The organism is Streptomyces sp. PH10-H1 (assembly GCF_030063355.1).
Taxonomy (GTDB): Bacteria; Actinomycetota; Actinomycetes; order Streptomycetales; family Streptomycetaceae; genus Actinacidiphila.
Genome location: NZ_JASISZ010000066.1, coordinates 1 through 22,802 on the forward strand (window position 1 = coordinate 1; position 22,802 = coordinate 22,802).

At 68.9% G+C, this 22,802-nt stretch carries 18 protein-coding genes and 1 pseudogene; 12 read left to right on the forward strand and 7 right to left on the reverse strand.

Translation table 11 applies throughout. The features are described 5' to 3' along the window. The first annotated feature begins 506 nt into the window (after positions 1-506). From QMK24_RS30880 to QMK24_RS30905, 6 genes and pseudogenes are all read left to right on the forward strand, one after another. Positions 507-746, forward strand: coding sequence for a hypothetical protein (locus tag QMK24_RS30880; protein ID WP_283470132.1), 240 nt, complete (start codon positions 507-509; stop codon positions 744-746). A gap of 271 nt (positions 747-1,017) precedes the next feature. Next, a complete protein-coding gene (locus QMK24_RS30885; protein WP_283470133.1) occupies positions 1,018-1,857 on the forward strand; it encodes a TnsA-like heteromeric transposase endonuclease subunit in 840 nt (279 codons plus the stop codon). After that, a complete protein-coding gene (locus QMK24_RS30890; RefSeq protein WP_283470134.1) occupies positions 1,854-4,112 on the forward strand; it encodes a transposase in 2,259 nt (752 codons plus the stop codon). The genes QMK24_RS30885 and QMK24_RS30890 overlap by 4 nt, the downstream gene beginning before the upstream one ends. Next, on the forward strand, positions 4,109-5,368 hold the full coding sequence (locus QMK24_RS30895) for an AAA family ATPase (RefSeq protein ID WP_283470135.1): 1,260 nt from the start codon (positions 4,109-4,111) through the stop codon (positions 5,366-5,368). Before QMK24_RS30890 ends, QMK24_RS30895 begins: the two co-directional genes overlap by 4 nt. A 9-nt stretch (positions 5,369-5,377) precedes the next feature. After that, the gene (locus QMK24_RS30900; RefSeq protein ID WP_283470136.1) at positions 5,378-7,282 is read left to right on the forward strand and encodes a TniQ family protein; all 1,905 of its coding nucleotides are present in this window, start codon (positions 5,378-5,380) and stop codon (positions 7,280-7,282) included. 64 nt (positions 7,283-7,346) lie between these two features. Then, positions 7,347-7,628: pseudogene (locus tag QMK24_RS30905) on the forward strand (ComEC/Rec2 family competence protein); the annotation flags it as partial. Between the two features lie 137 nt (positions 7,629-7,765). Here the strand turns inward: QMK24_RS30905 and QMK24_RS30910 are convergent. From QMK24_RS30910 to QMK24_RS30920, 3 genes are all read right to left on the reverse strand, one after another. Then, positions 7,766-9,232, reverse strand: a complete 1,467-nt coding sequence (locus QMK24_RS30910; RefSeq protein ID WP_283470138.1) for an APC family permease — start codon at positions 9,230-9,232, stop codon at positions 7,766-7,768. Between the two features lie 211 nt (positions 9,233-9,443). Beyond that, the gene (locus QMK24_RS30915; RefSeq protein ID WP_283470139.1) at positions 9,444-9,986 is read right to left on the reverse strand and encodes a pyridoxamine 5'-phosphate oxidase family protein; all 543 of its coding nucleotides are present in this window, start codon (positions 9,984-9,986) and stop codon (positions 9,444-9,446) included. A gap of 116 nt (positions 9,987-10,102) precedes the next feature. Then, entirely contained in the window at positions 10,103-10,354 is a 252-nt protein-coding gene (locus QMK24_RS30920) for a hypothetical protein (protein WP_283470141.1), read from the reverse strand. 125 nt (positions 10,355-10,479) lie between these two features. Between QMK24_RS30920 and holA the strand changes: the two genes are divergently transcribed. Next, positions 10,480-11,466 (forward strand): DNA polymerase III subunit delta, encoded by a 987-nt coding sequence (gene holA / locus QMK24_RS30925; RefSeq protein ID WP_283470142.1) that lies wholly within the window; start codon positions 10,480-10,482, stop codon positions 11,464-11,466. 64 nt (positions 11,467-11,530) lie between these two features. Here the strand turns inward: holA and QMK24_RS30930 are convergent, their stop codons facing one another. Together QMK24_RS30930 and rpsT are read right to left on the reverse strand one after the other, a co-directional pair. Then, positions 11,531-12,406: a hypothetical protein gene (locus QMK24_RS30930; RefSeq protein WP_283470143.1), complete on the reverse strand. Its 876-nt coding sequence runs from the start codon at positions 12,404-12,406 to the stop codon at positions 11,531-11,533. Between the two features lie 203 nt (positions 12,407-12,609). Next, positions 12,610-12,876, reverse strand: a complete 267-nt coding sequence (rpsT, locus tag QMK24_RS30935; protein WP_283470144.1) for a 30S ribosomal protein S20 — start codon at positions 12,874-12,876, stop codon at positions 12,610-12,612. A 197-nt stretch (positions 12,877-13,073) separates the two neighbouring features. On the opposite strand from rpsT, the gene lepA reads away from it, so the two are divergent. The 3 genes from lepA to hemW all read left to right on the forward strand — a co-directional run bounded on the left by lepA (position 13,074) and on the right by hemW (position 18,763). After that, a complete protein-coding gene (gene lepA, locus QMK24_RS30940; protein WP_283470145.1) occupies positions 13,074-14,960 on the forward strand; it encodes a translation elongation factor 4 in 1,887 nt (628 codons plus the stop codon). Between the two features lie 340 nt (positions 14,961-15,300). Beyond that, entirely contained in the window at positions 15,301-17,190 is a 1,890-nt protein-coding gene (locus QMK24_RS30945) for an AMP-dependent synthetase/ligase (RefSeq protein ID WP_283470146.1), read from the forward strand. A 340-nt stretch (positions 17,191-17,530) separates the two neighbouring features. Next, positions 17,531-18,763, forward strand: coding sequence for a radical SAM family heme chaperone HemW (hemW, locus tag QMK24_RS30950; RefSeq protein WP_283470147.1), 1,233 nt, complete (start codon positions 17,531-17,533; stop codon positions 18,761-18,763). Between the two features lie 130 nt (positions 18,764-18,893). On the opposite strand, the gene QMK24_RS30955 is transcribed toward hemW, so the two are convergent. Further along, a complete protein-coding gene (locus QMK24_RS30955; RefSeq protein ID WP_283470148.1) occupies positions 18,894-19,736 on the reverse strand; it encodes a DUF3097 domain-containing protein in 843 nt (280 codons plus the stop codon). Positions 19,737-19,750: 14 nt separating this feature from the next. Beyond that, positions 19,751-20,476 (reverse strand): MBL fold metallo-hydrolase, encoded by a 726-nt coding sequence (locus QMK24_RS30960; RefSeq protein ID WP_283470149.1) that lies wholly within the window; start codon positions 20,474-20,476, stop codon positions 19,751-19,753. Between the two features lie 169 nt (positions 20,477-20,645). Here QMK24_RS30960 and hrcA point away from each other — a divergent pair, with 169 nt between their 5' ends. Further along, complete coding sequence (gene hrcA, locus QMK24_RS30965) at positions 20,646-21,662, forward strand: heat-inducible transcriptional repressor HrcA (RefSeq protein ID WP_283470150.1); 1,017 nt, start codon at positions 20,646-20,648, stop codon at positions 21,660-21,662. After that, positions 21,663-22,796: a molecular chaperone DnaJ gene (gene dnaJ, locus QMK24_RS30970; RefSeq protein ID WP_283470151.1), complete on the forward strand. Its 1,134-nt coding sequence runs from the start codon at positions 21,663-21,665 to the stop codon at positions 22,794-22,796. Positions 22,797-22,802: the final 6 nt, after the last annotated feature.

A 22,802-nucleotide genomic window follows, 5' to 3' on the forward strand; every position in this document is an offset into this window, starting at 1 on the left:
CTCATCAAGCTCGAAGCCCGCAACGCCTTCGGCTTCCGCAACCGAGAGAACCAACGCCTCCGCTCACGCTGCGCAACCACTCGACGCAGCCGACGACAGGCGTTGCCCGGATAAATTCGAAGACCCGCATACATGAGGGCAGGGGCGGCCAGTGAACCGTCACGGATGAGCTCGCCGCCGTCGACCTGCTCGTGCGTCAGAAGCTCTTCCCATTACGTCAGTTGGAGATACCTTGGTACGCGCGGTGACCTACACCGCCGTGGTGGCCAAGCACCATGCGAGTAACGATCTCCACTGTTGAGGAGACGACTTGGCGCGAGGACCCCCGGTAGTGGCGGGTGGCTACTGATCTCGCTCCTTGCCCGGGAGTGACAGCCACCTACTGACAGCCAATCCGGAGACCTGATGAGACAACTGAATACCGATAACTAAATATCGAGTATGAGGGCCAGGTCTCCCAAGTCCTCCAGGAAAGGAGGTTTCGAGCTAGCTAGGGAGATTCCCGAATGAGCACCAGCACCAGCACCAGCACCAGCACCAGCACCAGCACCAATGCATACCCTCACAAGTGGTGGGCCATTGCAATCTGTTTCGTCCTGTCGGTAGTGGCCGGTCTTGGCGCTGTGGCACTACTTCTTGGACTGCATTCGGCGGCAAATGTCGTGATTGTCGGCGCCTTCACTGCTTTCGCTGCTGGGCTCCATGGCACCCTCGCGGTTGCGAAGGCTGCCGGGCTAGTCCACTGACGAAGGGGCCCCGGAGCAACCAGCTCCGGGGTCGACTTTTGGCCGCTTCCGTTGTCGCCGGCGTCGACCGAGGTAGCTGAGCTGCAGTGGCGATGGGTCGGTGATAGTTGGCACTGATTGCCGGTGAGGGGTGGCACCGTACGCAGGTTTCAGGCTTGATGGCACCTCTTTGATCAATTTTCTCCGTCCCCTCTGCTTGCACTTGTGTGCTGGGCTCATGGAACAGAGCAGTGTGGAGAGCTCAGTCGGCTCGCGTGTGCTTGAGGGCAGGGTGGCCAGTCCGCTCTGGTCGGATGCGTGCGGCTGGGAGGACCTGGCTCTCATCTGCGGTGAGACGGATTTGGCCGTGGGCCGGGGGATGCTGAACCTCGATCCGGGCTGGTCAGCGAGATGGTCGGCGACGTGGAAGTTCGGCAAGGTGAAGCGGGCCGGCCCGGTCGACGGGTTGAACTCGGTGCCGCTGGCCGGCTGCGTTCCCTGGCGGGGTTTCACCTGGCGCACACGACAGTTCCACCGCCCAGGGCTGGAACCGATGGTGTCGACCGGGCGCCAGCATGCCTTCGAGTCCCATCGTGAGGACCAGTTCGTCGTGATGGCGGACTTCGCCGGCGAAACGCAGGAAACGCTGTCACAGCCGTTCCTGCTGAACTTCGAGGGAGAAGGCGGCCGGCGGGAACACATCCCCGATTTCCTTCTGCTCTCCGATCGCGGGCGGTGGCTGGTGGATATCCGTCCCGCGGGGCGGATGGACGACGATGACCTGATGAAGTTCGCGGCCACGTCCGAGGTCGCGCTCATGCTGGGGTGGGGCTACGCCGTGGTCACGGGCTGGAGGCCGTTGACCTGGAGAAACGTCGACCTGCTCTACTCCCGGCGCCGTCCGATGCAGGACCGGCTGGGTCTGAAGCCGATGCTGTTGCAGGCGGCCCGGGCCGCCCAGGCCGTTTCGGAGCCGATCACGTTCCGCGAGCTGGCGGACACCTTCGAGTTCCCGGCCCTGGCACGGCCGGTGATCCTGCATCTGCTCTGGCACCGGCAGTTCGGCGTCGACCTGACGGCCCCCTTCCGGGACAGCAGTGTCCTTCGCGTCGCGAAGGGGGCGGTTCGATGAGCGGGCAGGCGGCAGGGCTGCTGGAACTGGCGGTCGGCGAGAGCCTGATCCTGGACGACGAGCAGTGGCAAGTGGATCTCGTCGAACCGCAGTACGGCCGGGTGCTGTTGACGTCCCCGACGGGGACGCGGCAGACGGTGTCGTTCCGGATGCTCGCCCACCACCCTCGGTGCCGGCGCTCGACGGTGGCGACGGCGTCCGGACAGCATCTGCAGCCGAAGACCGAAGACGACCTCACCGACCAGCAGCGGACGTTGCTGAAGATCCGGCGAGGCCACCTGCTGGAGGTCGAGACGGGATACCGCGGCGGTGATCCGCTTCACCCCGGGCCGGGTGAGCCGCGGCCTGAGTACGACCCGGACCGCACCAACGTGACCCAGCGGCGCCGGGCGAAGGTCGCCGAACTTCAGGCCCTTGATCCCGAACACGCGAAGGTGCTGGGCCTGTCGCAGGTGAGCTACCGGACGCTGACCCGGTGGGAGTCCAAGCGGCGGATCGACGTCGCTATGGGAGGCGCCGACGACCGCTGGACCCCGGCTTCGCGCGGGCACCCGAGCATCACCGACGAGGTCCGCAAGGCGATCCTCGCCGTCCGGCAGGAGACGCTGCACCGGTCGAAGATCAACATGCGGACCCGGGTCGGGCTCATCCACCAGTACGTCTCGGAGACGTTCGGCGAGGAGGCCGCCGAGAAGATCCCGAGCTACGGGACCCTGCGGGTGGTCTGGCAGGAGTGGTTCGGCACGGGCCGCGCACGTCAGCGCTATGCCCGCTCCGCACTGCTGGAGACCACGGGCGAGCACGTGATCGTCGAACGGCCGGGACAGGTCGTCGCTCTGGACACCACGGTGCTGCCGGTGATGCTGCGCGAGACGGTGTTCGACGACCCGGTCACCGTCTATCTCACCTTGGCCATCTGTGTTTACACGCACTCACTGGTCGGGTTCCGCCTCACGCTGGTCTCGGACACCTCGACCGACGTCGCGATGCTGCTGCGGGACGTGACGATGCCGTTGCCCATGCGGGCCGACTGGGGCGAGGACATGGAATGGCCCTACCCCGGCGTCCCCGCGGCCCTGGTCGCGGAGTTCGCCGGGCACCCGGTGGCCGGGCTGCCGTTCTTCCCCCCGGAGACGGTCACCACCGATCACGGCAGCGTCTACCGCAACCATCACCTCGTCCAGGCCCAGCACATTCTGGGAGTGAAGGTGCTGCCGGCCCGGGTCCTGCGGCCGACCGACAAACAGGCCGTCGAGCGGGCCTTCGGGGCCGCCCGATCGATGCTGTTCGAGTACCTCCCCGGCTACACCGGCGTCGACACCGCCGACCGCGGCGCCGACGTCGAGGGCGACGCGGTCCTCACCATCGATCAGATGGAGCACCTGCTGGCGACCTGGATCGTCAAAGTGTGGCAAAACCGGCGAATGGGCGAATACGCCCCCTGCTGGGACCCGGTCGGCGATCACAGCCCGAACACGCTGTTCGCCGCTTCCATGGCCCAGGGGGGATGGGCCCTGGAGATCCCCTCGCCGAGCCTCTACTACCAGCTGCTGCCCCGGCACCAGGCCCTGATCCAGGGCAAGCGCGGAGTGAAGATCCGCGGACTTTGGTACGACGGCAGGGCCTTGGACCCCTACCGCGACGAGCAGGGATCCGGGCGGGGCGGACGGCACAAGGACCGCTGGACCGTGCACCGCGATCCGCGGGATGCCCGGTTCACGTTCTTCCAGGACCCGCGCACGCACGACTGGCACGAGCTGCGGTGGACGGGCATGCTGCCCGAGGGCGAGATCCCCGCGTTCACCGACGCACGAGTACGCGAACTGCTGACCGCGGCCAGACAGGCTGGCCTCAAGCCCCGCACGGACAGCGAACTGCTGCCGCTGCTGCTGGAGTTGATCGCCGCCCATGCCACGGCCGAACAGTGGCCGGGGCAGCTGACCAAGGCCCAGCGCAGCGAACGGGCCCGCGAGGCCGCCCAGGTGAAAGCGGCAGCGGCCGACCGGCCCGCCGCCGGCACGGTCGGCGCCGCCATCGGCAGCCGGCCCCTCCGGCCGGTCCCGGTGGACGAGGCCGTGGACACCGAGCGCCGCACCCGCCGCGAGGCCGCCGTCGCTCAGCCGCCCCGCGCACCGCGCCGGCTGGGCGACGGCTCCCGCCGCAGGGCCCACGCTCTGCTGGCCGCCGGCGATCCCGCCGAGGCGGCCGCAGATTCGGTACGCGATGACGACGCAGATCACGAGGGAGCCCAGTGAGTGTCGAGACCAGGCTGTCGCAGACGAGGTTCATCCTGCCGGGCGAGGTCCCGGACCGGGAGAGCGCCGAGGGATGGACGACTTGGAGGCTGACGCGGCACTCCTTCGTCCCCGCCCCCCGCATCTCCCGCGCCGTCTATGCCAGCAAGAGCAAGCGGGACCAGGCCATCCACGATCTGCACCGCCGGGCCACCCACGCCAACCTGCCGCTGCTGGACACCCCGATGAGCCTGGCCGTCTCCGATCTGATGCAGTCCCGGCTGCTGAACAACGCGCTGAAGAAGAAGCCGACGACCCGGCCCGGAATCATGATCAACGGCGGTGGAAACCAGGGCAAGACGGAGACTGCCGCCGAGGCGGCAGCCGCCTTCGAGGACCTGTGGCTGGGGCTTGAGGCGTTCGTGGACGTCCCCGAACTGCCCGGGGCCCGCGACCTGCGTGCCACCATCGCCTACGTCCAGACCCCGGTCACCGCGACACCGAAGTCGACCTGCCAGGCCATCCTCGACTTCTTCGGCACCAGCGGCCACAACATGACCCTGACCCAGCTCGTCCGGCAGGTCCGCGCTTCCTTGCGTGATCACCGCACCCGCGTCCTGATCCTGGACGACATCACCCGGCTCCGCATGCACCGCAAGGACGACCAGGACACCCTCGACCTCATCAGGGCCCTGATGAGCATGCGCGTCACCCTGGTCCTGATCGGTGTTGGCATCCCCGACTCTGGCCTGCTCAGCGGAGGCTGGCAGAACCCCAAGACCGGTCAGTGGGAGTTTCCCGAACCCGGACACCAGGACTGGAAGGACGAAGCCGCCACCCAGACCGCCCGGCGGTTCGACCTCGTCGACCTGCGGCCGTTCAGCTACGACACAGCCGACAACATCGCCTCCTTCGTCGACCACCTCACCGGGCTGGAGAACGAGCTCAGGCTCTTCAACGCCCGCGACGGCATGCTCACCGGAGGCGGCATGCCCGAGTACATCTATCGCCGCACCGGCGGCGTCGTCGGACTGATCGAGCGGCTGATCGAGGACGGCGCCTCCCTGGCCATGGACACCGGCATCGAAGAGATCACCGAGGAACTGCTGGACAGCGTGATCATCCGCACCCAGCACCCCAAGCGCGACCGGGCCGCCGGCGAAGAGGGCGACGTCCCGCCCGCCCTCCCGGCGAAGAAGGCGGTGCAGGCCCGACGGGCACGCAACACCGTCTTCGACGACAAGGGCATCCCCGAGATCACCGCCGCCCGGAAGTGAGCCGACCGCATGCCCGCGCTGCGTCCCTTGGCCCGAAGCCTTCCACCTCTGCCGGACGAGTCCCTGCCCGGATTCCTTCTCCGGCTCGCCTTCCGGCTGGACACCTCACCAGCAGAACTGGCCGTCCGCACCGGCCTCGCCGACCGCGCACATCTCGCCGTGCTGCCGGCGCCGCTTCTGATCCGACTCCCCGACACACAACGGCACACCTTCGCCCGGATGATCAAGGCCACAGATGCCGAAATGGACGCCATGCTGCTGGACACCTACAGCAGCCGCTACCCACCCGCGCAGTCCTTTCCGAACGGCCGCAACGGCATGGTGACCCACCAGCACCGCTGGCTGTTCCTGCACGCCACCCGATACTGCCCCCAATGCCTGGCTGGCCGCGGAAATCCGATGGAAAAAGCCTTCGGAGGAGCCTGGAAGAACTCCTGGCGCCTGCCACCGGTATTCGCCTGCCTTGAGCACCGCCGCTTCCTGGAACACCTCTGCCCGGCATGCAATTCGCTCGTCCTCCACACCGCGACCCGCAACACCGCCCGTCACATGCCCCGCTGGCGCGTGAACACTCTCCACCCCACGCAATGCCGAGAGTTCATCGGCGGGAAGTGCGGACACCGCCTTGATGGAGACACAGCCACCGCTCAGCAACTACCCTCCGAATACCGGAAATTCCAGAGATTCCTGCTGGAGCTCTTGAATCCAAGCGGGCCGGGGGCCGTTGACGTCCTCGGACACCCAACGTCCCCAGCTCACTACTTCACCGACCTCAGAACGACCTGCCATATCCTGCGCACGTCGTGGCCCAACTCCCGCCACCTCCTGCGCGGCCGGCAACTGATCTCCCTCCTCGCCCAGGGCACAGACGACAGCGAAACTCTCACCCGGTCAACGTTCGTCCGCGCCGTCAGCGACATGCCCTACCTTGCAGCACAGCCACACGCAGCCCTCCTCCTGGCAGCAGACCGCCTGCTGCGGACGGACACCCCGGACACCCTCGCCGGCCACCTGCGAACCCTGATCAACGAGCCAGAACTCCGGCCATCCAAGGTCAGCTGGGCCCGCGCCTTCCTGGACACGCGCCCCGAGTGCTCGGAAGGATTTCTCCAAGCAGTCTCGTCAGTCGTGCACACCTATGCCAGGCCAAACCTTGCACGCAACCTGAAGCAACCGGTCCGCAAGACCCGTTTCCGCCCGGAACACATCCCTCAGTTCCTCGAAGATGACTGGTATCAAAAATACTTCGCCCACATGGAAGGCATCGCGACAGTCCATCTCCGACGCACTGTCGCACTCCGGCTCTGCCAAGCGGCCTCCGGCGGCTCGATCCAGAAAGCCGCGGACCGATTGAGTGTCTTCCTGAGCAATCCAGCCGTCACCGCCCGGATCGCAGACAGCCCCAAGCGCGTTCACCGATGGGCCCGAAACCGCCCTGACCCGCTGGAGCTTGAAACCGCAATTCGTGACCTCGCAGCCGAACTCGACGCCCGGAACAACCTCATCGACTACGAACAGCGCCGAAGAGTCCTGTCATCGTGGTGCATCGGTCCGAGGCCATGGAAAGAGATCGCCAGCCGCATTGCTGTCCCTGCCGGTGGCTACGCTCCGGGCGGAGGCTTCGCAATCGACCTCAGCGACCGGAAGCGGAACATCGCATCCGTCATCCTCTGGACCCTCATCACGCAAGGCGAGCACATCTTCGCGCCGACACCCATCTGCGACCAGCAAGACCCCGAAACCCAGAGGAAATGGCGGATGAGCGTCGACGCGGTCTGGGCGCGCATGCAGCACCGCACCACAAGGCCCACCGACACGCAGATGATCACGGCGCTCGAAGAGTACGCTGCCTACCTACTTCCGATCGTCGACCGCGGTGACACACCGCTCCTCGACGCCAGCCCCTGGACCTGAACGCACGGCACGGAACCAGTGCCAAGTCCCGCTGAAAAGTGCCAGGTCTCGCTGAAATTCTCAGTTGCTGGCAGCGGTTCCCGAGCTGCCCCGGGTAGATGTCCTGAAGGTCGCCCACCATGGGTCGGCGTATCAGGACCCGGCGCTGCTCGCACGGCTCCGGCCGCGCCTCGCGCTCATCTCCGTGGGTGCCGACAACCCCTATGGCCACCCGGCCCCGCGCACGGTCTCGGCCCTGCGCGCACAGGGTGCGACGGTGCTGTGCACGGCCTCCGACGGACCGGTCGCGGTGGTGGGCGACCGCCCGGAAGAACTCCGGGCCGCGCTGGTGGGGAGGCTCTTGTAAAGACTTCCTTGTAATGAGTTCTGTCAGGTTGCTGCCCTCACCGGTGCCCCGGATATGCGAACTCCCGGACCAGGAGGAGATCCCGGCCCGGGAGGCCACAGCGATGGAGACGGCGTAGCGCGGCTCAGCCGCCCGGTTCAGACGCCGGAGACGAACGGAGCAGCGGCGGGCACGGAAGCGGGCTCGTCCAGGCCGTGCTGGTCCTCCGGCACCGAGATCACCCAGCGGGTGTCCTGGTGGGGCCGCAGGTAGAACAGCCAGTACAGACAGGCGACGGCCACGATGGCGCCGGTGATCAGCAGGTCCTTGACCTGCTGCACGTACAGGACGTAGGCCATCACCGCGATCAGGACCGCGGGGACCACGGGCCACAGTGGCATCCGCCACGCGGGCCGCGACTTGTGGCTGCCGCGCCGGGAGGCGAGCGCGCCGACCGCCACCACCAGGTACATCCCGGCGACCGAGACCCCGGTGACGTTGGTGAGCGTGTCCAGCGGCGCGAAGCACAGCGCCGCGCCCGGCACACCGACCGCGAGGGTGGCCACCCACGGGGCGCCGAACCGGCCGCTCAGAGTCCCGAACGCCTTGTTGACCGGTCGCGGCCAGGCCCGGTCGCGGGCCGAGGCGTAGAGGACCCGGGAGTTCTGGATGACCATGACGATGCCCGCGTTGATGATCGCCAGCGCGATGCACAGGCTGACGAACGTGCCGACGGCGGAGTTGCTCCAGGCCGTCACCATCGCCGAGATGTTGCCCTCGGTCAGGGTGTGCATGTCCGGCGCGCCCAGCGTGATCGCGATGGTGGGGACGATGACGACCACGGCACCGATGCCCAGCGTCCACAGCACGGTCCGCGAGACGTTGCGGCGCGGGTTCTCCATCTCCTCCGACAGGTACACCGCCGTACTGAAGCCCTGCAGCACGAAGAGCGCGACGGCCAGTCCCGCGACGATCGCGCCCCCGGTGAGGGCGGCGGTCGCCGGGCTCCCGGCGGCGCCGCCGGTCGCCTCGACGACCGGGTGGATGAGTGTGGACACCGGGCGGGAGGAGTGCGAGAAGCCGAGGACGGCGACGACTCCGGCCGCGATGACCTCCAGGACCAGGAAGATGCCGGTGATCCAGGCGTTGGCCCGCAGATCGAGCAGCCCCATGACGGTGGCGAGCAGCATGACGCCCGCGCCCGCCAGCTGACCGTTGATGTGCATGATCGGTTCGAGGTATTCACCGGTGCCGAGCGCGATGATCGGCGGCACGATCATCACCACGATCAGCGACAGGATGAAGACGATCCAGCCGGCCAGCCGTCCGATCAGCGTTCCGACCATGGCGTACTCGCCGCCCGCGCTGGGGATGAGCGTTCCCAGCTCCGAGTAGCAGAAGGCCACCGCGATGCAGAGGACCGCCGCGATCACGATGGTCAGCGCCGTCCCGGTGCCCAGATCCCCGAAGAGGCCCGGCACGATGACGAAGAGCGACGAGGCGGGCGTCAGGCAGGAGAGCGTCAGCAGGGTGCCGCCCACCACTCCGATGGACCGGGTGAGGGCCTTCGGGGGGGTGACGGGCGGCGCGATGGGGGAGTGCGGAGGACGCAGCGTGTCAGTCATGCGGGGTCCGATCGGATCGTGCTGAGGGGGGCTTATCGCCTCCGGTCCAGGGAAATCGAAGCGGACCTGCCGCTTCATCCCCGGCATCAAACCCCGGGTGCCAAGAACGCGTCAATAGATTCAGAACAACGAAATCCGTCGTCAGTTTCGACGTTTCATGGTGTATGCGAAGCAATGATTCGCCTGAGCTATCGACCTCGGCAGATTCTCCCTAGAGAATCCACTGCCCCTCACGCATCAGGTCGCGCTCCTTCAACTCGGCCACGGTGCCCCACGCCTGGATCGTGTGCGGCTGGATCCGGAACCACAGATAGGACGGGCCGTCCTCGCGCGGATCCCAGCCGCCCTTCGCGGCGAAGGCGTCACCGATCGCGGTCGGCAGCTCCTGCGCGGTCAGTGTCCGCGCGGTGCCGTCGATCTGGACGACGTCACGGGTGTGCCCCAGACAGGCCCGCAGCAGGCCGGTGGCGCGCAGATTGCGTCCGGTGGGATTCGTGCCGCGCGTGGACAGCCACAGGGCCTCGCCGTCCCACAGGAAGAACAGCGGCACCAGGCAGGGCGTCCCCTGCGCGTCGGCTGTGGCGACCCATACGTCCCCGTCGTGTTCGAGCCGGTGCAGGGCCTCGTCCTTGCGCTGCCGCAGGGACCGCGGCCCGGCCGGAGCGGGTGATGCGGGCGTGGGCGATGCGGGCGCGGGCGCCGAGGGTGCGGCCTGTGCGGGTGCCGGTGCGGGTGGTGTGGCTGGTGTCGTCATGCCACGTGACGCTACCCAGCGGCCGCGAGCGCCGCCTCGGTCCGTGGGACTAATTCTCCGGGCCTAGGCCGGCCTGGGCCCCGGTATCCCCCCGGTCCCACCGCGTTTCTGCTCGTCTACTCGCGGGTCTGCTCGCGCCAGCCGTCGAACTCCTCCGCGAGGGCGTGCAGGGCCGCGCTTTCGAGCCTGCCCTCCTCGTCCTCCACCACGACCAGCCACTGGGCGTCCTCCGCGTCGTCCTCGCCGGCCAGGGCGTCGCGGACGAGCTGCGGCTCGAAGGCGAGGCCGAACCGCTCCATGGCCTCCTCGGCGGCCTCCTCGGCGGCATCGCGGTCGGGCAGCACCAGGACATGTCGTACGTCGCTCACGGGACCATTCTCCGCCATGGCCGCCGCTGGACAGCCCAGCAGGGCGTCAGTCAGTGCCCGAGCCACAACCACCGGAACCCGGCTACGAGTATCAATGTCAGTGCCCCATGGGATGCTGGTCCGCGATGGCCAGGAAGAGTTCCCCAGACGATCTGCTCGCTCCGCTCACGCTCGCCGTGGGCCAGGAGGACCTGCTGCTCGACCGCGCCGTGCGGGAGGTGATCGTGGCGGCACGCGCCGCCGACGCCGACACCGATGTGCGCGACCTCGCCTCCGAAGCGCTGCAGCCCGGCACGCTCGCCGAGCTGACCAGCCCCTCGCTCTTCGCCGAGCGCAAGGTCGTCATCGTGCGCGACTCGCAGGACCTCTCCGCGGACACGGTCAAGGACGTCAAGGCGTATCTGGACTCGCCCGCCGAGGAGATCACCCTGGTGCTGCTGCACGCCGGCGGCGCCAAGGGCAAGGCTCTGCTGGACGCGGCCCGCAAGGCGGGGGCCCGCGAGGTGGCCTGCCCGAAGATGACCAAGCCGGCCGACCGGCTGGCGTTCGTGAGGGGCGAATTCCGCGCCCTGGGCCGCTCCGCGACCTCCGACGCCACCCAGGCGCTGGTCGATGCCATCGGCAGCGACCTGCGCGAGCTGGCCAGCGCCGCCGCCCAGCTCGTCGCCGATGTCGAGGGCACGATCGACGAGGCCGTCGTCGCCCGGTACTACACCGGCCGTGCCGAGGCCACCGGCTTCGAGGTCGCCGACTTCGCCGTCACCGGCCGCACCGCGGAGGCGCTGGAGCGGCTGCGCTGGGCCCTTTCGGTGGGCCAGCCGCTGCCCGGTATCACCTTCGCCCTCGCCTCCGGCGTCCGCGCCATCGGCAAGCTCGCCTCCGCCCCGCGCGGGGCCAATCCCGGCCAGCTCGCCCGTGAGCTGGGCATGCCGCCGTGGAAGATCGACAGGGTGCGCCAGCAGATGCGCGGCTGGACCGGCGACGGGGTCTCCGCCGCGCTGCGCGCCGTCGCCGAGGCGGACGCCGCGGTCAAGGGCGGCAGCGCGGACCCCGCGTACGCCCTGGAGAAGGCCGTCGTGGCGGTGGCGCGCGCCGCCCGCGACCGGTCCTGACCGCCGGCCGGACAGCCCCGGGGCCCCGAGAGCCCCATAGACCCCTCAGCCCCCGAGCCCCGAGCTAAGCCTTCAGCTTCGGCAGGCTCGCGGTCGTGGAGCTCTTCACCCAGCCGGTGACCTCGCTCACCGAAGGCGGGTTCTTGTCCTTGTCCAGCGAGGACAGATACATGCTCCAGCGCATCTGGTAGGTCATCCAGCCGTCCCGCACCGCCAGCGTCACCGAACGTGATCCGCTGGTGTCCGAGCCGCCGATCGTGTCCTCGGTGATCAGATAGGCCGCGTCGCCGAAGCCGGTGACCTTCTCGACCTTGTAGTTGCCCTTGCGCTGCGAGTAGCCCTCCCACTGCGCCGCGAACTCGGCCGTCGGGTCGGACTTCTTGTGCAGCTCCATCGAGGTGGACAGATAGGCGTCCGAGTACGTCGACCCGGTCATCTTCAGACCCTGGTCGCAGTACATGTCGTCGAGCGCCTCGTGCTTGATCGTGTACGTCGTCGGGGAGCTGTCGCTCTGCGGGTATTTGGTCTTGAACGCCGAGATGTCGGACGAGGTGCACAGATCGGTCTGGGCCGTGTAGCCCTTGAGGTCGGCGGCAGCGCTGTCCGCCTTCCCGCCGAGCAGGAGCACCCCGCCGCCCCAGAACGCGGACGCGACCACCGCACCGACGGCCGCCCACAGCACGGCCCGCCCCGCGCCGCCGCCACCGGGAGGCGGCGGCATCTGCGGTATCGGCGGGCCCTGCGGCCCGTAGTACTGCCCCGGCTGACCTATCGGCTGACCCATCGGCCGGCCCGGCTGTTGCGGTACGGGCTGCGGCAGCGGCTGGGCGTACGGGTTCTGCTGGGCCGGGACGGGCGGCCCGAACCCGGGAGGGGACCCGGCGGGGGACTGGGGGTTCGGATACGGATAGGCGCTCGGGTCAGGCGGCGGCGTCGACATGCCCGTGAGGATAGTGGGTACGCCAAAGGCCCCGCAGCCGTCCCGTGAGGACGGCTGCGGGGCCTTCGGATCATGAGGTGCGCCGCACCCGCGTGGCGAACGCAGGCCGTGTGCGGCGCGATGTCATCGGTTGCCGGTCCGGGCGGTAGAGGGGCCGCTGGTTCCGTGCCGGCGAGATGGGGCCGGGGCCCCGGTCAAGCGGTTCAGGCCTTGATGGAGGCGACCTTCTGAGCCAGCGCGGACTTCTTGTTCGCGGCCTGGTTCTTGTGGATAACGCCCTTGCTGACGGCCTTGTCGAGCTTCTGCGCGGCCTCGCGGTTGGCGATGGTGGCCTTCTCGAGGTCACCGGTCGCCGCGGCCTCACGGGCCTTGCGGACCGCGGTCTTGAGCGAGGACTTGACCGCCTTGTTGCGCAGGCGCGCCTTCTCGTTGGTCTTGTTCCGCTTGATCTGGGACTTGATGTTCGCCACGAAAGAGCCTTCTCAGGTTCGGGTACTTTTCATTGAGCGCCTCGGGTCAGAGGGCACGAGGCACAGTGCTCCAGGCTACCAGCCGCCCCCACGACCTCCCAAACCGGTCCCAGGCCTCAAGCCATGGGACGATGGGAGTCAACGTATCGATCCGCCTACAGACGTCAGACGTCAAGCGTCGAGAAACAGGACCCTGCGTGCCCGCGACCCCGACCAATGTTCCGCAGCCGAGCCGTACCGACCCGGCGCTGATCCGTAACTTCTGCATCATCGCGCACATCGACCATGGCAAGTCGACGCTCGCCGACCGGATGCTCCAGCTGACCGGCGTGGTCGATCAGCGGCAGATGCGCGCCCAGTACCTCGACCGCATGGACATCGAGCGTGAGCGTGGCATCACGATCAAGTCTCAGGCGGTCCGGTTGCCCTGGGCGCCCACCGACGGCGACGCCACGGCCCCGACCCACATCCTGAACATGATCGACACCCCGGGCCACGTGGACTTCACGTACGAGGTCTCGCGGTCGCTCGCCGCCTGCGAGGGCACGGTCCTCCTCGTCGACGCGGCCCAGGGCATCGAGGCCCAGACCCTCGCCAACCTCTACCTGGCGCTGGAGAACGACCTCACGATCATCCCGGTGCTCAACAAGATCGACCTGCCGGCCGCCCAGCCCGAGAAGTTCGCCAAGGAACTGGCGCACATCATCGGCTGCGAACCGGAAGAGGTCCTCAGGGTCTCCGCGAAGACCGGCGTGGGCGTGGCCGAGCTGCTCAACGAGGTCGTCCAGAAGGTACCGGCCCCGGTCGGCGCCGACATCTCGGTGGCCCCGGCCCGCGCGATGATCTTCGACTCGGTCTATGACTCCTACCGTGGCGTGGTCACGTATGTGCGAGTCGTGGACGGTGAGCTCAAGAAGCGCGAGCGCATCCAGATGATGTCCACCGGCGCGACCCACGAGCTGCTGGAGATCGGGATCTCGGGGCCGGAGATGACGCCGTCCGACGGCCTCGGCGTCGGTGAGGTCGGCTACATCATCACCGGCGTGAAGGACGTCCGGCAGTCCAGGGTCGGTGACACGATCACGTCGCAGTCCAAGGGCGCCACCGTGGCCCTGGGTGGCTACAAGGATCCCAAGCCGATGGTGTTCTCCGGCCTGTACCCGCTGGACGGCTCGGACTATCCGGAGCTGCGCGAGGCGCTGGACAAGCTCCAGCTCAACGATGCCGCGCTGGTCTACGAGCCCGAGACCTCGGCCGCGCTCGGCTTCGGCTTCCGCGTCGGCTTCCTCGGCCTGCTGCACCTGGACGTGGTCCGTGAGCGGCTCGAGCGCGAATTCGGCCTCGAGCTGATCGCCACCGCACCCAACGTGGTCTACCGCGTGGTGATGGAGGACCGCTCCGAGCACATCGTCACCAACCCGAGTGAGTTCCCCGAGGGCAAGATCACCGCGGTGTACGAGCCGATGGTGAAGTCCACGATTCTGGCGCCCAACGAGTTCGTCGGCGCGATCATGGAGCTGTGCCAGTCCCGCCGCGGTTCGCTGCTCGGCATGGACTACCTCTCCGAGGACCGCGTCGAGCTGCGCTACGACCTGCCGATGGCCGAGATCGTCTTCGACTTCTTCGACAACCTGAAGTCCAAGACCCGCGGCTACGCGTCGCTGGACTACGAGCCCAAGGGCGAGCAGACCGCCGACCTCGTCAAGGTCGACATCCTGCTGCACCACGACAAGGTGGACGCGTTCTCCGCCATCCTGCACAAGGACAAGGCGTACGCGTACGGCGTGCGGATGGTCGACAAGCTGCGCAAGCTCATCCCGCGGCAGAACTTCGAGATCCCGATCCAGGCCGCTGTCGGCAGCCGCGTCATCGCCCGTGAGACGGTCCGCGCGATCCGCAAGGACGTGCTCGCCAAGTGCTACGGCGGCGACATCTCCCGTAAGCGCAAGCTGCTGGAGAAGCAGAAGGAAGGCAAGAAGCGGATGAAGATGGTCGGCAGCGTGGAGGTCCCGCAGGAGGCCTTCATCGCGGTGCTGTCCACCGACTCCGACGGCGGCGGCAGCGAGAGCAAGGGCAAGAAGTAGTTTCCGGCTCCCGCTCGGTCCGGCACCGGTCCCGCCCCGGTCCGGCACCGGGCGAGCCAGCCGGTGCCGCCCGCCGCACCAGCGCCCAGGGCGCCCGTCCGGAAACGGACGGGCGCCCTCCGCACATCCGGCAAGGATCCGGCTTGAATCGGGAGCACCGGCTGGACGCGAACCCCCACCTGCGGCGGGCCCGACGCATGTACCGGGCATCTACCTCATTGGTTACGGTTGCAACGAGCGACCCGAAGCCCCTTACGCGGCGGGCGATGGCCCTCTACTCTGATCGCGACACAGAGGTTACTGGTGAGTTAACAGCACAGGCGCGGGCCCGGAGGATGTCGTGACCGACACACAGACGCTGATCGAAACCCGACCGCCCTCCGTGGCGACGCTCTTCCTCGAAAGAGTGGAAGCCACCCCCGACGCGGAGGCGTACCGCTACCCGGTGATCGACGCGGGCGGGGGTCCCGACACCTGGCGTTCGCTGACCTGGGGCCAGGCGTCGAGCCGGGTCTTCGCCATCGCGGCCGGCCTGATGGATCTGGGGATCCGTCCCGAGGAGCGGGTCGCCATCGCCTCCGCGACGCGGGTCGAGTGGATCCTCGCCGACCTCGGCGTGCTGTGCGCGGGTGCGGCCACCACCACGATCTACCCCAGCACCAACACCGACGAGACGGCGTTCGTCCTCGCGGACTCCGGCAGCCGGCTGCTGATCGCGGAGGATGCCGTACAGCTCGCCAAGGCCCGCGAGCGGCGGGCGGAGCTGCCGGAGCTGGCTCATGTGATCGTCATCGACGGCACCGGTATCGACGGCACCGGCGGCGCGGACGACGACGGCTGGGCGCTGTCGCTCGACGAGCTGGAGCGGCGCGGCGCGGCGTATCTGGAGAAGCACCCCGCGGTGGTCAAGGACGCCGTCGGCGCCATCACCAGGGACCAGCTCGCGACCCTCATCTACACCTCCGGCACCACCGGCCGCCCCAAGGGCGTACGGCTGCCGCACGACTGCTGGGCCTATATGGCCCGCGCGATCCAGGCGGTCGGCCTGCTCGACAAGGACGACGTCCAGTACCTGTGGCTGCCGCTGGCGCACGTCTTCGGCAAGGTGCTGACCGCCGGGCACATCACGGTGGGACATGTCACAGCCGTCGACGGCCGGGTCGACAAGATCATCACGAATCTGCCGGTGGTCCAGCCGACGTACATGGCGGCAGTACCGCGCATCTTCGAGAAGGTCTACAACGGTGTGGCGGCCAAGGCCCGGGCGGGCGGCGGCGCCAAGTACAAGATCTTCAAGTGGGCGTCGGAAGTGGCCCGCGAGTACGCCAAGGTCACCCAGAACAATCTGCGCCTCACCGGCAAGGCGACCGCCCCCTTCGGGCTCGCCACCCAGCACGCCGTGGCCGACAAGCTCGTCTACGCCAAGATCCGCGAGGCGTTCGGCGGCCGGCTGCGGGCCTGTGTCTCCGGCTCCGCCGCGCTGTCGCCCGAGATCGGCTACTTCTTCTCCGGCGTCGGCATCCACATCCTGGAGGGCTACGGGCTCACCGAGTCCAGCGCTGCCAGCTTCATCAACCCCGGTGAGTCGTACCGCACCGGCACCGTCGGCAAGCCGCTGCCCGGACTCGAGGTCCGGATCGCGGAGGACGGCGAGATCATGCTGCGCGGCCCCGGCATCATGGAGGGCTACCACGGGCTGCCGGAGAAGACAGCCGAAGTCCTGGAGCCGGACGGCTGGTTCCACACCGGCGACATCGGTGAGCTGTCCGCCGACGGCTTCCTCAAGATCACCGACCGCAAGAAGGACCTGATCAAGACCTCCGGCGGCAAGTACATCTCGCCGGCCGAGGTCGAGGGCGAGTTCAAGGCGGTCTGTCCGTTCGTCAGCAACGTCCTGGTGATCGGCGCGGACCGGAACTTCTGCACCGCGCTGCTCGCCCTCGACGAGCCGACGATCCTCAACTGGGCCGCCGAGCAAGGGATCGAAGCCAAGGGATACGCCGACATCGTCGCCTCCCCGCAGGCCCGCGAGCTGATCGACGGCTATGTCACCCGGGTCAACGAGGGGCTGCAGCGCTGGCAGCAGATCAAGCAGTTCCGGCTGCTGCCCCGGGACCTCGACGTCGAGCACGGCGATCTGACCCCCAGCCTCAAGCTCAAGCGGCCGGTGGTCGAGCGGGAGTTCCAGTCGCTGATCGACGACATGTACGCCGGGTCGCGCGAGGCCTGAGAAACCGGGCCCTGAGAAACCGGGACCCGGGAAACCGAGCCCTGAGAAACCGGGCGGGGGCCGTCAGGCCGGTCCCCGCCCGATGACGACCTGGCGATGCTCGTCCTGCAGGTCCGCTGACGACCCCCCGCGGGCGGGTGGCCTAACGACCTGCCCCGCGGGAGGGAGCGGGCTCGCGACGCCCTGCGACTCCGCTTGCGGCGTTGTCGTCGGTCGCCGATGCTCCGCATTGACTCCCTCCTCCGCCTTGCAATCGAAGCCCCATGCCGCCGCTCCCTGATCCGCCCCCTACCGCGGGGCAGGTCGTAACCACCGCCGTCGGGGGCGGACAATGGGGGGTATGCCTTCCGTACTGCCTGATGGTGAGCCGATGCCCGAGGACGGGGCGCTGCCTGCGAGCGCGCTCGCAGGGGCGGCGGACCGGCCGCTGGGGTTCTATCTGCATGTGCCGTACTGCGCGACGCGCTGCGGCTACTGCGATTTCAACACCTACACCGCCAGCGAGCTGCGCGGTTCCGGCGGGGCGCTCGCCTCGCGGGAGAACTACGCGGACTATCTGATCGATGAGGTCCGGCTCGCCCGCAAGGTGCTCGGGGACGATCCGCGCCAGGTCGAGACCGTCTTCGTGGGCGGCGGGACACCGACCCTGCTCCCGGCGGCCGACCTGGTACGGATGCTGGCCGCGATCGGCGATGAGTTCGGCCTCGCGTCGGGCGCGGAGATCTCCACGGAGGCCAATCCGGAGTCGGTCGACCCGGCGTATCTGGCGGAACTGCGCGCGGGCGGCTTCAACCGGGTCTCGTTCGGCATGCAGAGCGCGAAGCAGCACGTTCTGCGGATCCTGGACCGTAAACACACCCCGGGCCGGCCGGAGGCCTGCGTCGCGGAGGCGCGCGACGCCGGGTTCGAGCACGTCAACCTGGATCTGATCTACGGGACGCCGGGGGAGTCGGACGACGACTGGCGGGCCTCACTCGACGCGGCGATCGGCGCCGGACCCGACCATGTGTCCGCGTACGCCCTGATCGTCGAGGAGGGTACGCAGCTGGCGCGGCGGATCCGCCGCGGCGAGGTGCCGATGACCGACGACGACGTGCACGCCGACCGGTATCTGATCGCCGACGAGCGGTTCGCCGCGGCCGGTTTCGACTGGTATGAGGTGTCGAACTGGGCGACGACCGAGGCGGGGCGCTGCCGCCACAACGAGCTGTACTGGACCGGCGCCGACTGGTGGGGCGCGGGACCGGGCGCGCACAGTCACGTCGGCGGTGTGCGCTGGTGGAACGTCAAGCATCCGGGCGCGTACGCGCAGGCGCTGGCGGAGGGCCACAGCCCTGGTGCGGGACGGGAACGTCTCGCCGACGAGGACCGGCGCGTCGAGCGGATCCTGCTGGAGCTGCGGCTCTCCGCGGGGTGTCCGCTGAGCCTTCTCGCCCCTGCCGGGGCCGGCGCCGCGGCGAAGGCGGTAACGGACGGCCTCCTGGAGGCCGGTCCTTACGCCGAGGGGCGTGCGGTCCTGACGCTGCGCGGCCGGCTGCTGGCCGACGCGGTCGTGCGGGACCTGGTGGACTGACGGCCCGCCTGCGGCGGGCCGGGCTTCTCTCACCCGCCCAGCCGTGCGGATTGGTGGGCACGTGCACGTCTTCGTGCGGGGGTCCCCGCCATCGGCGGCCGCGGGTGCGTGGTGGGTGTCCGCCGACGGGCTATTCCGGCGCCGTCACGAAGTCGATCAGTTCCTCGACGCGTCCCAGCAGCTCGGGCTGGAGGTCCTTGTAGCTGTGGACCGAGGACAGGATCCGCTGCCAGGCGGCGCCCGTGTTGTCGTCCCAGCCCAGCTCCCGGCAGACGCCCGTCTTCCAGTCCTGGCCGCGCGGAATCACCGGCCAGGCGCGGATGCCGACCGAGGACGGCTTCACGGCCTCCCACACGTCGATGTAGGGATGGCCGACGACCAGGACGTCATCGCCCGTGACCTGGCCCGCGATCCTCGACTCCTTGGAACCCGGCACCAGGTGGTCGACGAGGACCCCGAGCCGGGCGTCCGGGCCGGGGGAGAACGCGTCGACGATCGCCGGAAGGTCGTCGACACCCTCCAGGTATTCGACGACAACGCCCTCGATGCGCAGGTCATGGCCCCACACCCGTTCAACCAGCTCCGCGTCGTGCCGGCCCTCCACGTAGATCCGGCCGGCCCGCGCCACCCGGGCGCGGGCGCCCCGCACGGCGATCGAGCCCGACGCGGACAGCAGCGGTCCGCGCGGCGCCCCCGGCCCGCCGGACGCGCTCCCGCGCGGGCGGACGAGAGTGACGGTCCTGCCGTCGAGCAGGAAGCCGCGCGGCTCCATCGGGAAGACCCGGTGCTTGCCGAAGCGGTCCTCCAGCGTGACGGTCAGCCCTTCCGCCGTCTTCTCGCAGCGGACCACCGCCCCGCAGAACCCGGTCGCGACCTCCTCCACCACCAGATCCGGCTCCGCCGCCACTTCGGGGGCGGGCACGCTCTTCTTCCAGGGAGGGGTGAGATCCGGGCCGTACTCTCTGCTGCGCATAGCGCGGATCGTATCTAGGACGGGGCGAACCGGGCCGTCAGGGCGTCGCGTTGGGCCCGGACGAAACGGGCGTCCACCACGGCGCCGTGGCCGGGGACGTAGAGGGCGGTCTCGCCGCCCAGGGCGAGCAGCCGGTCCAGGGTGGCGGGCCAGGCGGCCGGGGCGGCGTCGGTGCCCGCGAGGGGCTCTCCCGACTCCTCGACGAGGTCGCCGCAGAAGAGGACACCGGGGGTGCCCGGCACGAATACGGCCAGGTCATGGGTGGTGTGGCCCGCACCGGGGTGGAAGAGCAGCGCGGTACGGCCGCCGCCGAGGTCGAGCTCGCACGCGTCGTCGACGAGCTGATCCGGGCGGACCAGGACGTCGGCGGCCTCGGAGGCGGGTCCAGGATCGACGCCCTGCTTCACCGCGTCCTCCCCGAGCGCGTGCTGTTCGCGCTCCAGATAGCCGTCCAGCGATCTCTCGCCGTACACCCGCACCCCGGCGAAGGCGGCGGTGCCGAAGACATGGTCGAAGTGCCCGTGGGTGAGCGCGATGTGTGTGACGGGGCGCCCGGTGAGCTCCAGCACCTGCAGCCGCAATTGAGCGCCCTCGGCGATGGTGGAGCCGGTGTCGATGAGCAGGACGCCATCGTCGCCCACGACGAGGCCGATGGTGACGTCGAGAAAGGGGAGACGGCGGCGGGCCACGCCGGGAGCCAGCTGCTCCCATCCGTCGGCATTGAACTGTGCGGTATCCACACAGTGACGCTATCGCCGCGAGGGGTCCTCCCGCGCGCTACCGTTACGACCCTTGCCGGGGCCTTGCTACTGCGCCGTACACTGACTGCGGGGAGAGCTGGCACTCGTATCTGATGAGTGCCAGGCCAGGGCAGTGCTGGTCCGGGATCTACGGCTGGAGGTGTGCGCGATGCTCAGCGAACGCAGACTCGAAGTACTGCGCGCCATCGTCCAGGACTATGTGGGCACGGAGGAGCCGGTCGGCTCCAAGGCGCTCACCGAGCGCCATGGCCTCGGCGTCTCGCCGGCCACGGTGCGCAACGACATGGCGGCGCTGGAGGACGAGGGCTATATCCACCAGCCCCACACCAGCGCGGGCCGGATTCCCACCGACAAGGGCTACCGGCTCTTCGTCGACAAGCTGGCGGGAGTGAAGCCGCTCACGTCCGCCGAGCGGCGGGCGATCCAGAACTTCCTGGACGGCGCGGTGGATCTCGATGACGTGGTCGGCCGTACCGTGCGGCTGCTCGCGCAGCTCACCCGGCAGGTCGCCGTCGTCCAGTACCCGTCGCTGACCCGCTCCTCGGTGCGGCACGTCGAGGTGCTGGCCCTGGCGCCGGCCCGGATCATGCTGGTGCTGATCACCGACACCGGACGCGTCGAGCAGCGGCTCATCGACTGCCCGGCGCCGGTGAGTGAGACGCTGCTCGCGGATCTGCGCGCCCGGTTGAACGCCCGGGTGGTGGGCCGTCGGTTCGCGGATGTCCCGCCGCTGCTGCAGGACCTGCCGGACAGCTTCGAGTACGACGACCGTCCGTCGGTCTCGATCGTGCTGGCCTCGCTGCTGGAGACGCTCGTCGAGGAGACCGAGGAGCGGATCATGCTCGGCGGCGCGGCGAACCTGACCCGCTTCAACCACGACTTCCCGTTGACGATCCGGCCGGTGATGGAGGCCCTCGAGGAGCAGATGGTGCTCCTCAAACTCCTCGGCGAGGCCAACGACTCGGGTATGACGGTGCGAATCGGGCATGAGAATTTTCACGAGGGCCTGAATTCCACATCCGTTGTGGCGGTCGGCTACGGTTCGGGCGACGAGGCAGTCGCAAAACTCGGCGTGGTCGGACCGACCCGCATGGACTACCCCGGAACGATGGGAGCGGTACGCGCAGTGGCACGTTACGTCGGACAGATCCTCGCGGAGTCGTAAGTGGCCACGGACTATTACGCGGTCCTTGGCGTGCGCCGTGACGCCGGACAGGACGAGATCAAGAAGGCCTTCCGCCGCCTCGCGCGCGAGCTGCATCCGGATGTGAATCCGGATCCGAAGACCCAGGAGCGGTTCAAGGAGATCAACGCCGCTTACGAGGTGCTCTCGGACCCGGCGAAGAAGCAGGTCTACGACCTGGGCGGCGACCCGCTGTCGTCCTCGGGCGGAGCCGGCGCGGGCGGTTTCGGGGCCGGCTTCGGCAACTTCAGCGACATCATGGACGCCTTCTTCGGGCAGTCGCAGCAGCGCGGACCGCGCTCGCGGACCCGGCGCGGCCAGGACGCGATGATACGGCTGGAGATCGAGCTGGACGAGGCCGCCTTCGGCACCACGAAGGACCTCCAGGTCGACACCGCGGTGACCTGTGGCACCTGCTCCGGGGAGGGCGCGGCGCCCGGTACCTCGGCGCAGACCTGCGACATGTGCCGCGGTCGCGGCGAGGTCTCGCAGGTCACCCGGTCCTTCCTGGGCCAGGTCATGACCTCGCGGCCGTGCCCGCAGTGCCAGGGCTTCGGCACCGTGGTGCCGACCCCGTGCCCCGAGTGCGCGGGCGACGGCCGGGTCAGGTCCCGCCGTACGCTCACGGTCAAGATCCCGGCCGGTGTCGACAACGGCACCCGCATCCAGCTGGCGGGCGAGGGTGAGGTCGGCCCCGGCGGCGGCCCCGCCGGTGACCTGTACGTGGAGATCCGGGAGCTGCCGCACCCGACCTTCCAGCGGCGCGGCGACGATCTGCACTGCACGGTCACGATTCCGATGACGGCGGCCTCACTGGGCACCAAGTGCCCGCTGGAGACGCTCGACGGACTCGAGGAGATCGACGTACGGCCCGGCACCCAGTCCGGCCAGTCGATCCCGCTGCACCAGCGCGGCGTGACGCATCTGCGCGGCGGCGGGCGCGGTGACCTGATCGTGCACGTCGAGGTCATCACGCCCAACAAGCTGGACGCCGCGCAGGAGGATCTGCTGCGGCAGCTCGCCATGCTGCGTGGCGAGGAGCGGCCGACCGGTCACTTCCAGCCGGGCCAGCAGGGGCTGTTCTCACGGCTGAAGGACGCCTTCAACGGTCGCTGACCGAGT

What these genes read in the sequence shown, in the direction of transcription:
- QMK24_RS30880 (WP_283470132.1), top strand. Translation starts at nt 507, where the DNA reads ATGAGCACCAGCACCAGCACCAGCACCAGCACCAGCACCAGCACCAAT.
- QMK24_RS30890 (WP_283470134.1), top strand. Translation starts at nt 1,854, where the DNA reads ATGAGCGGGCAGGCGGCAGGGCTGCTGGAACTGGCGGTCGGCGAGAGC.
- QMK24_RS30900 (WP_283470136.1), top strand. Translation starts at nt 5,378, where the DNA reads ATGCCCGCGCTGCGTCCCTTGGCCCGAAGCCTTCCACCTCTGCCGGAC.
- QMK24_RS30910 (WP_283470138.1), bottom strand. Translation starts at nt 9,232, where the DNA reads ATGACTGACACGCTGCGTCCTCCGCACTCCCCCATCGCGCCGCCCGTC.
- QMK24_RS30915 (WP_283470139.1), bottom strand. Translation starts at nt 9,986, where the DNA reads ATGACGACACCAGCCACACCACCCGCACCGGCACCCGCACAGGCCGCA.
- holA (WP_283470142.1), top strand. Translation starts at nt 10,480, where the DNA reads ATGGCCAGGAAGAGTTCCCCAGACGATCTGCTCGCTCCGCTCACGCTC.
- QMK24_RS30930 (WP_283470143.1), bottom strand. Translation starts at nt 12,406, where the DNA reads ATGTCGACGCCGCCGCCTGACCCGAGCGCCTATCCGTATCCGAACCCC.
- hemW (WP_283470147.1), top strand. Translation starts at nt 17,531, where the DNA reads ATGCCTTCCGTACTGCCTGATGGTGAGCCGATGCCCGAGGACGGGGCG.
- QMK24_RS30955 (WP_283470148.1), bottom strand. Translation starts at nt 19,736, where the DNA reads ATGCGCAGCAGAGAGTACGGCCCGGATCTCACCCCTCCCTGGAAGAAG.
- hrcA (WP_283470150.1), top strand. Translation starts at nt 20,646, where the DNA reads ATGCTCAGCGAACGCAGACTCGAAGTACTGCGCGCCATCGTCCAGGAC.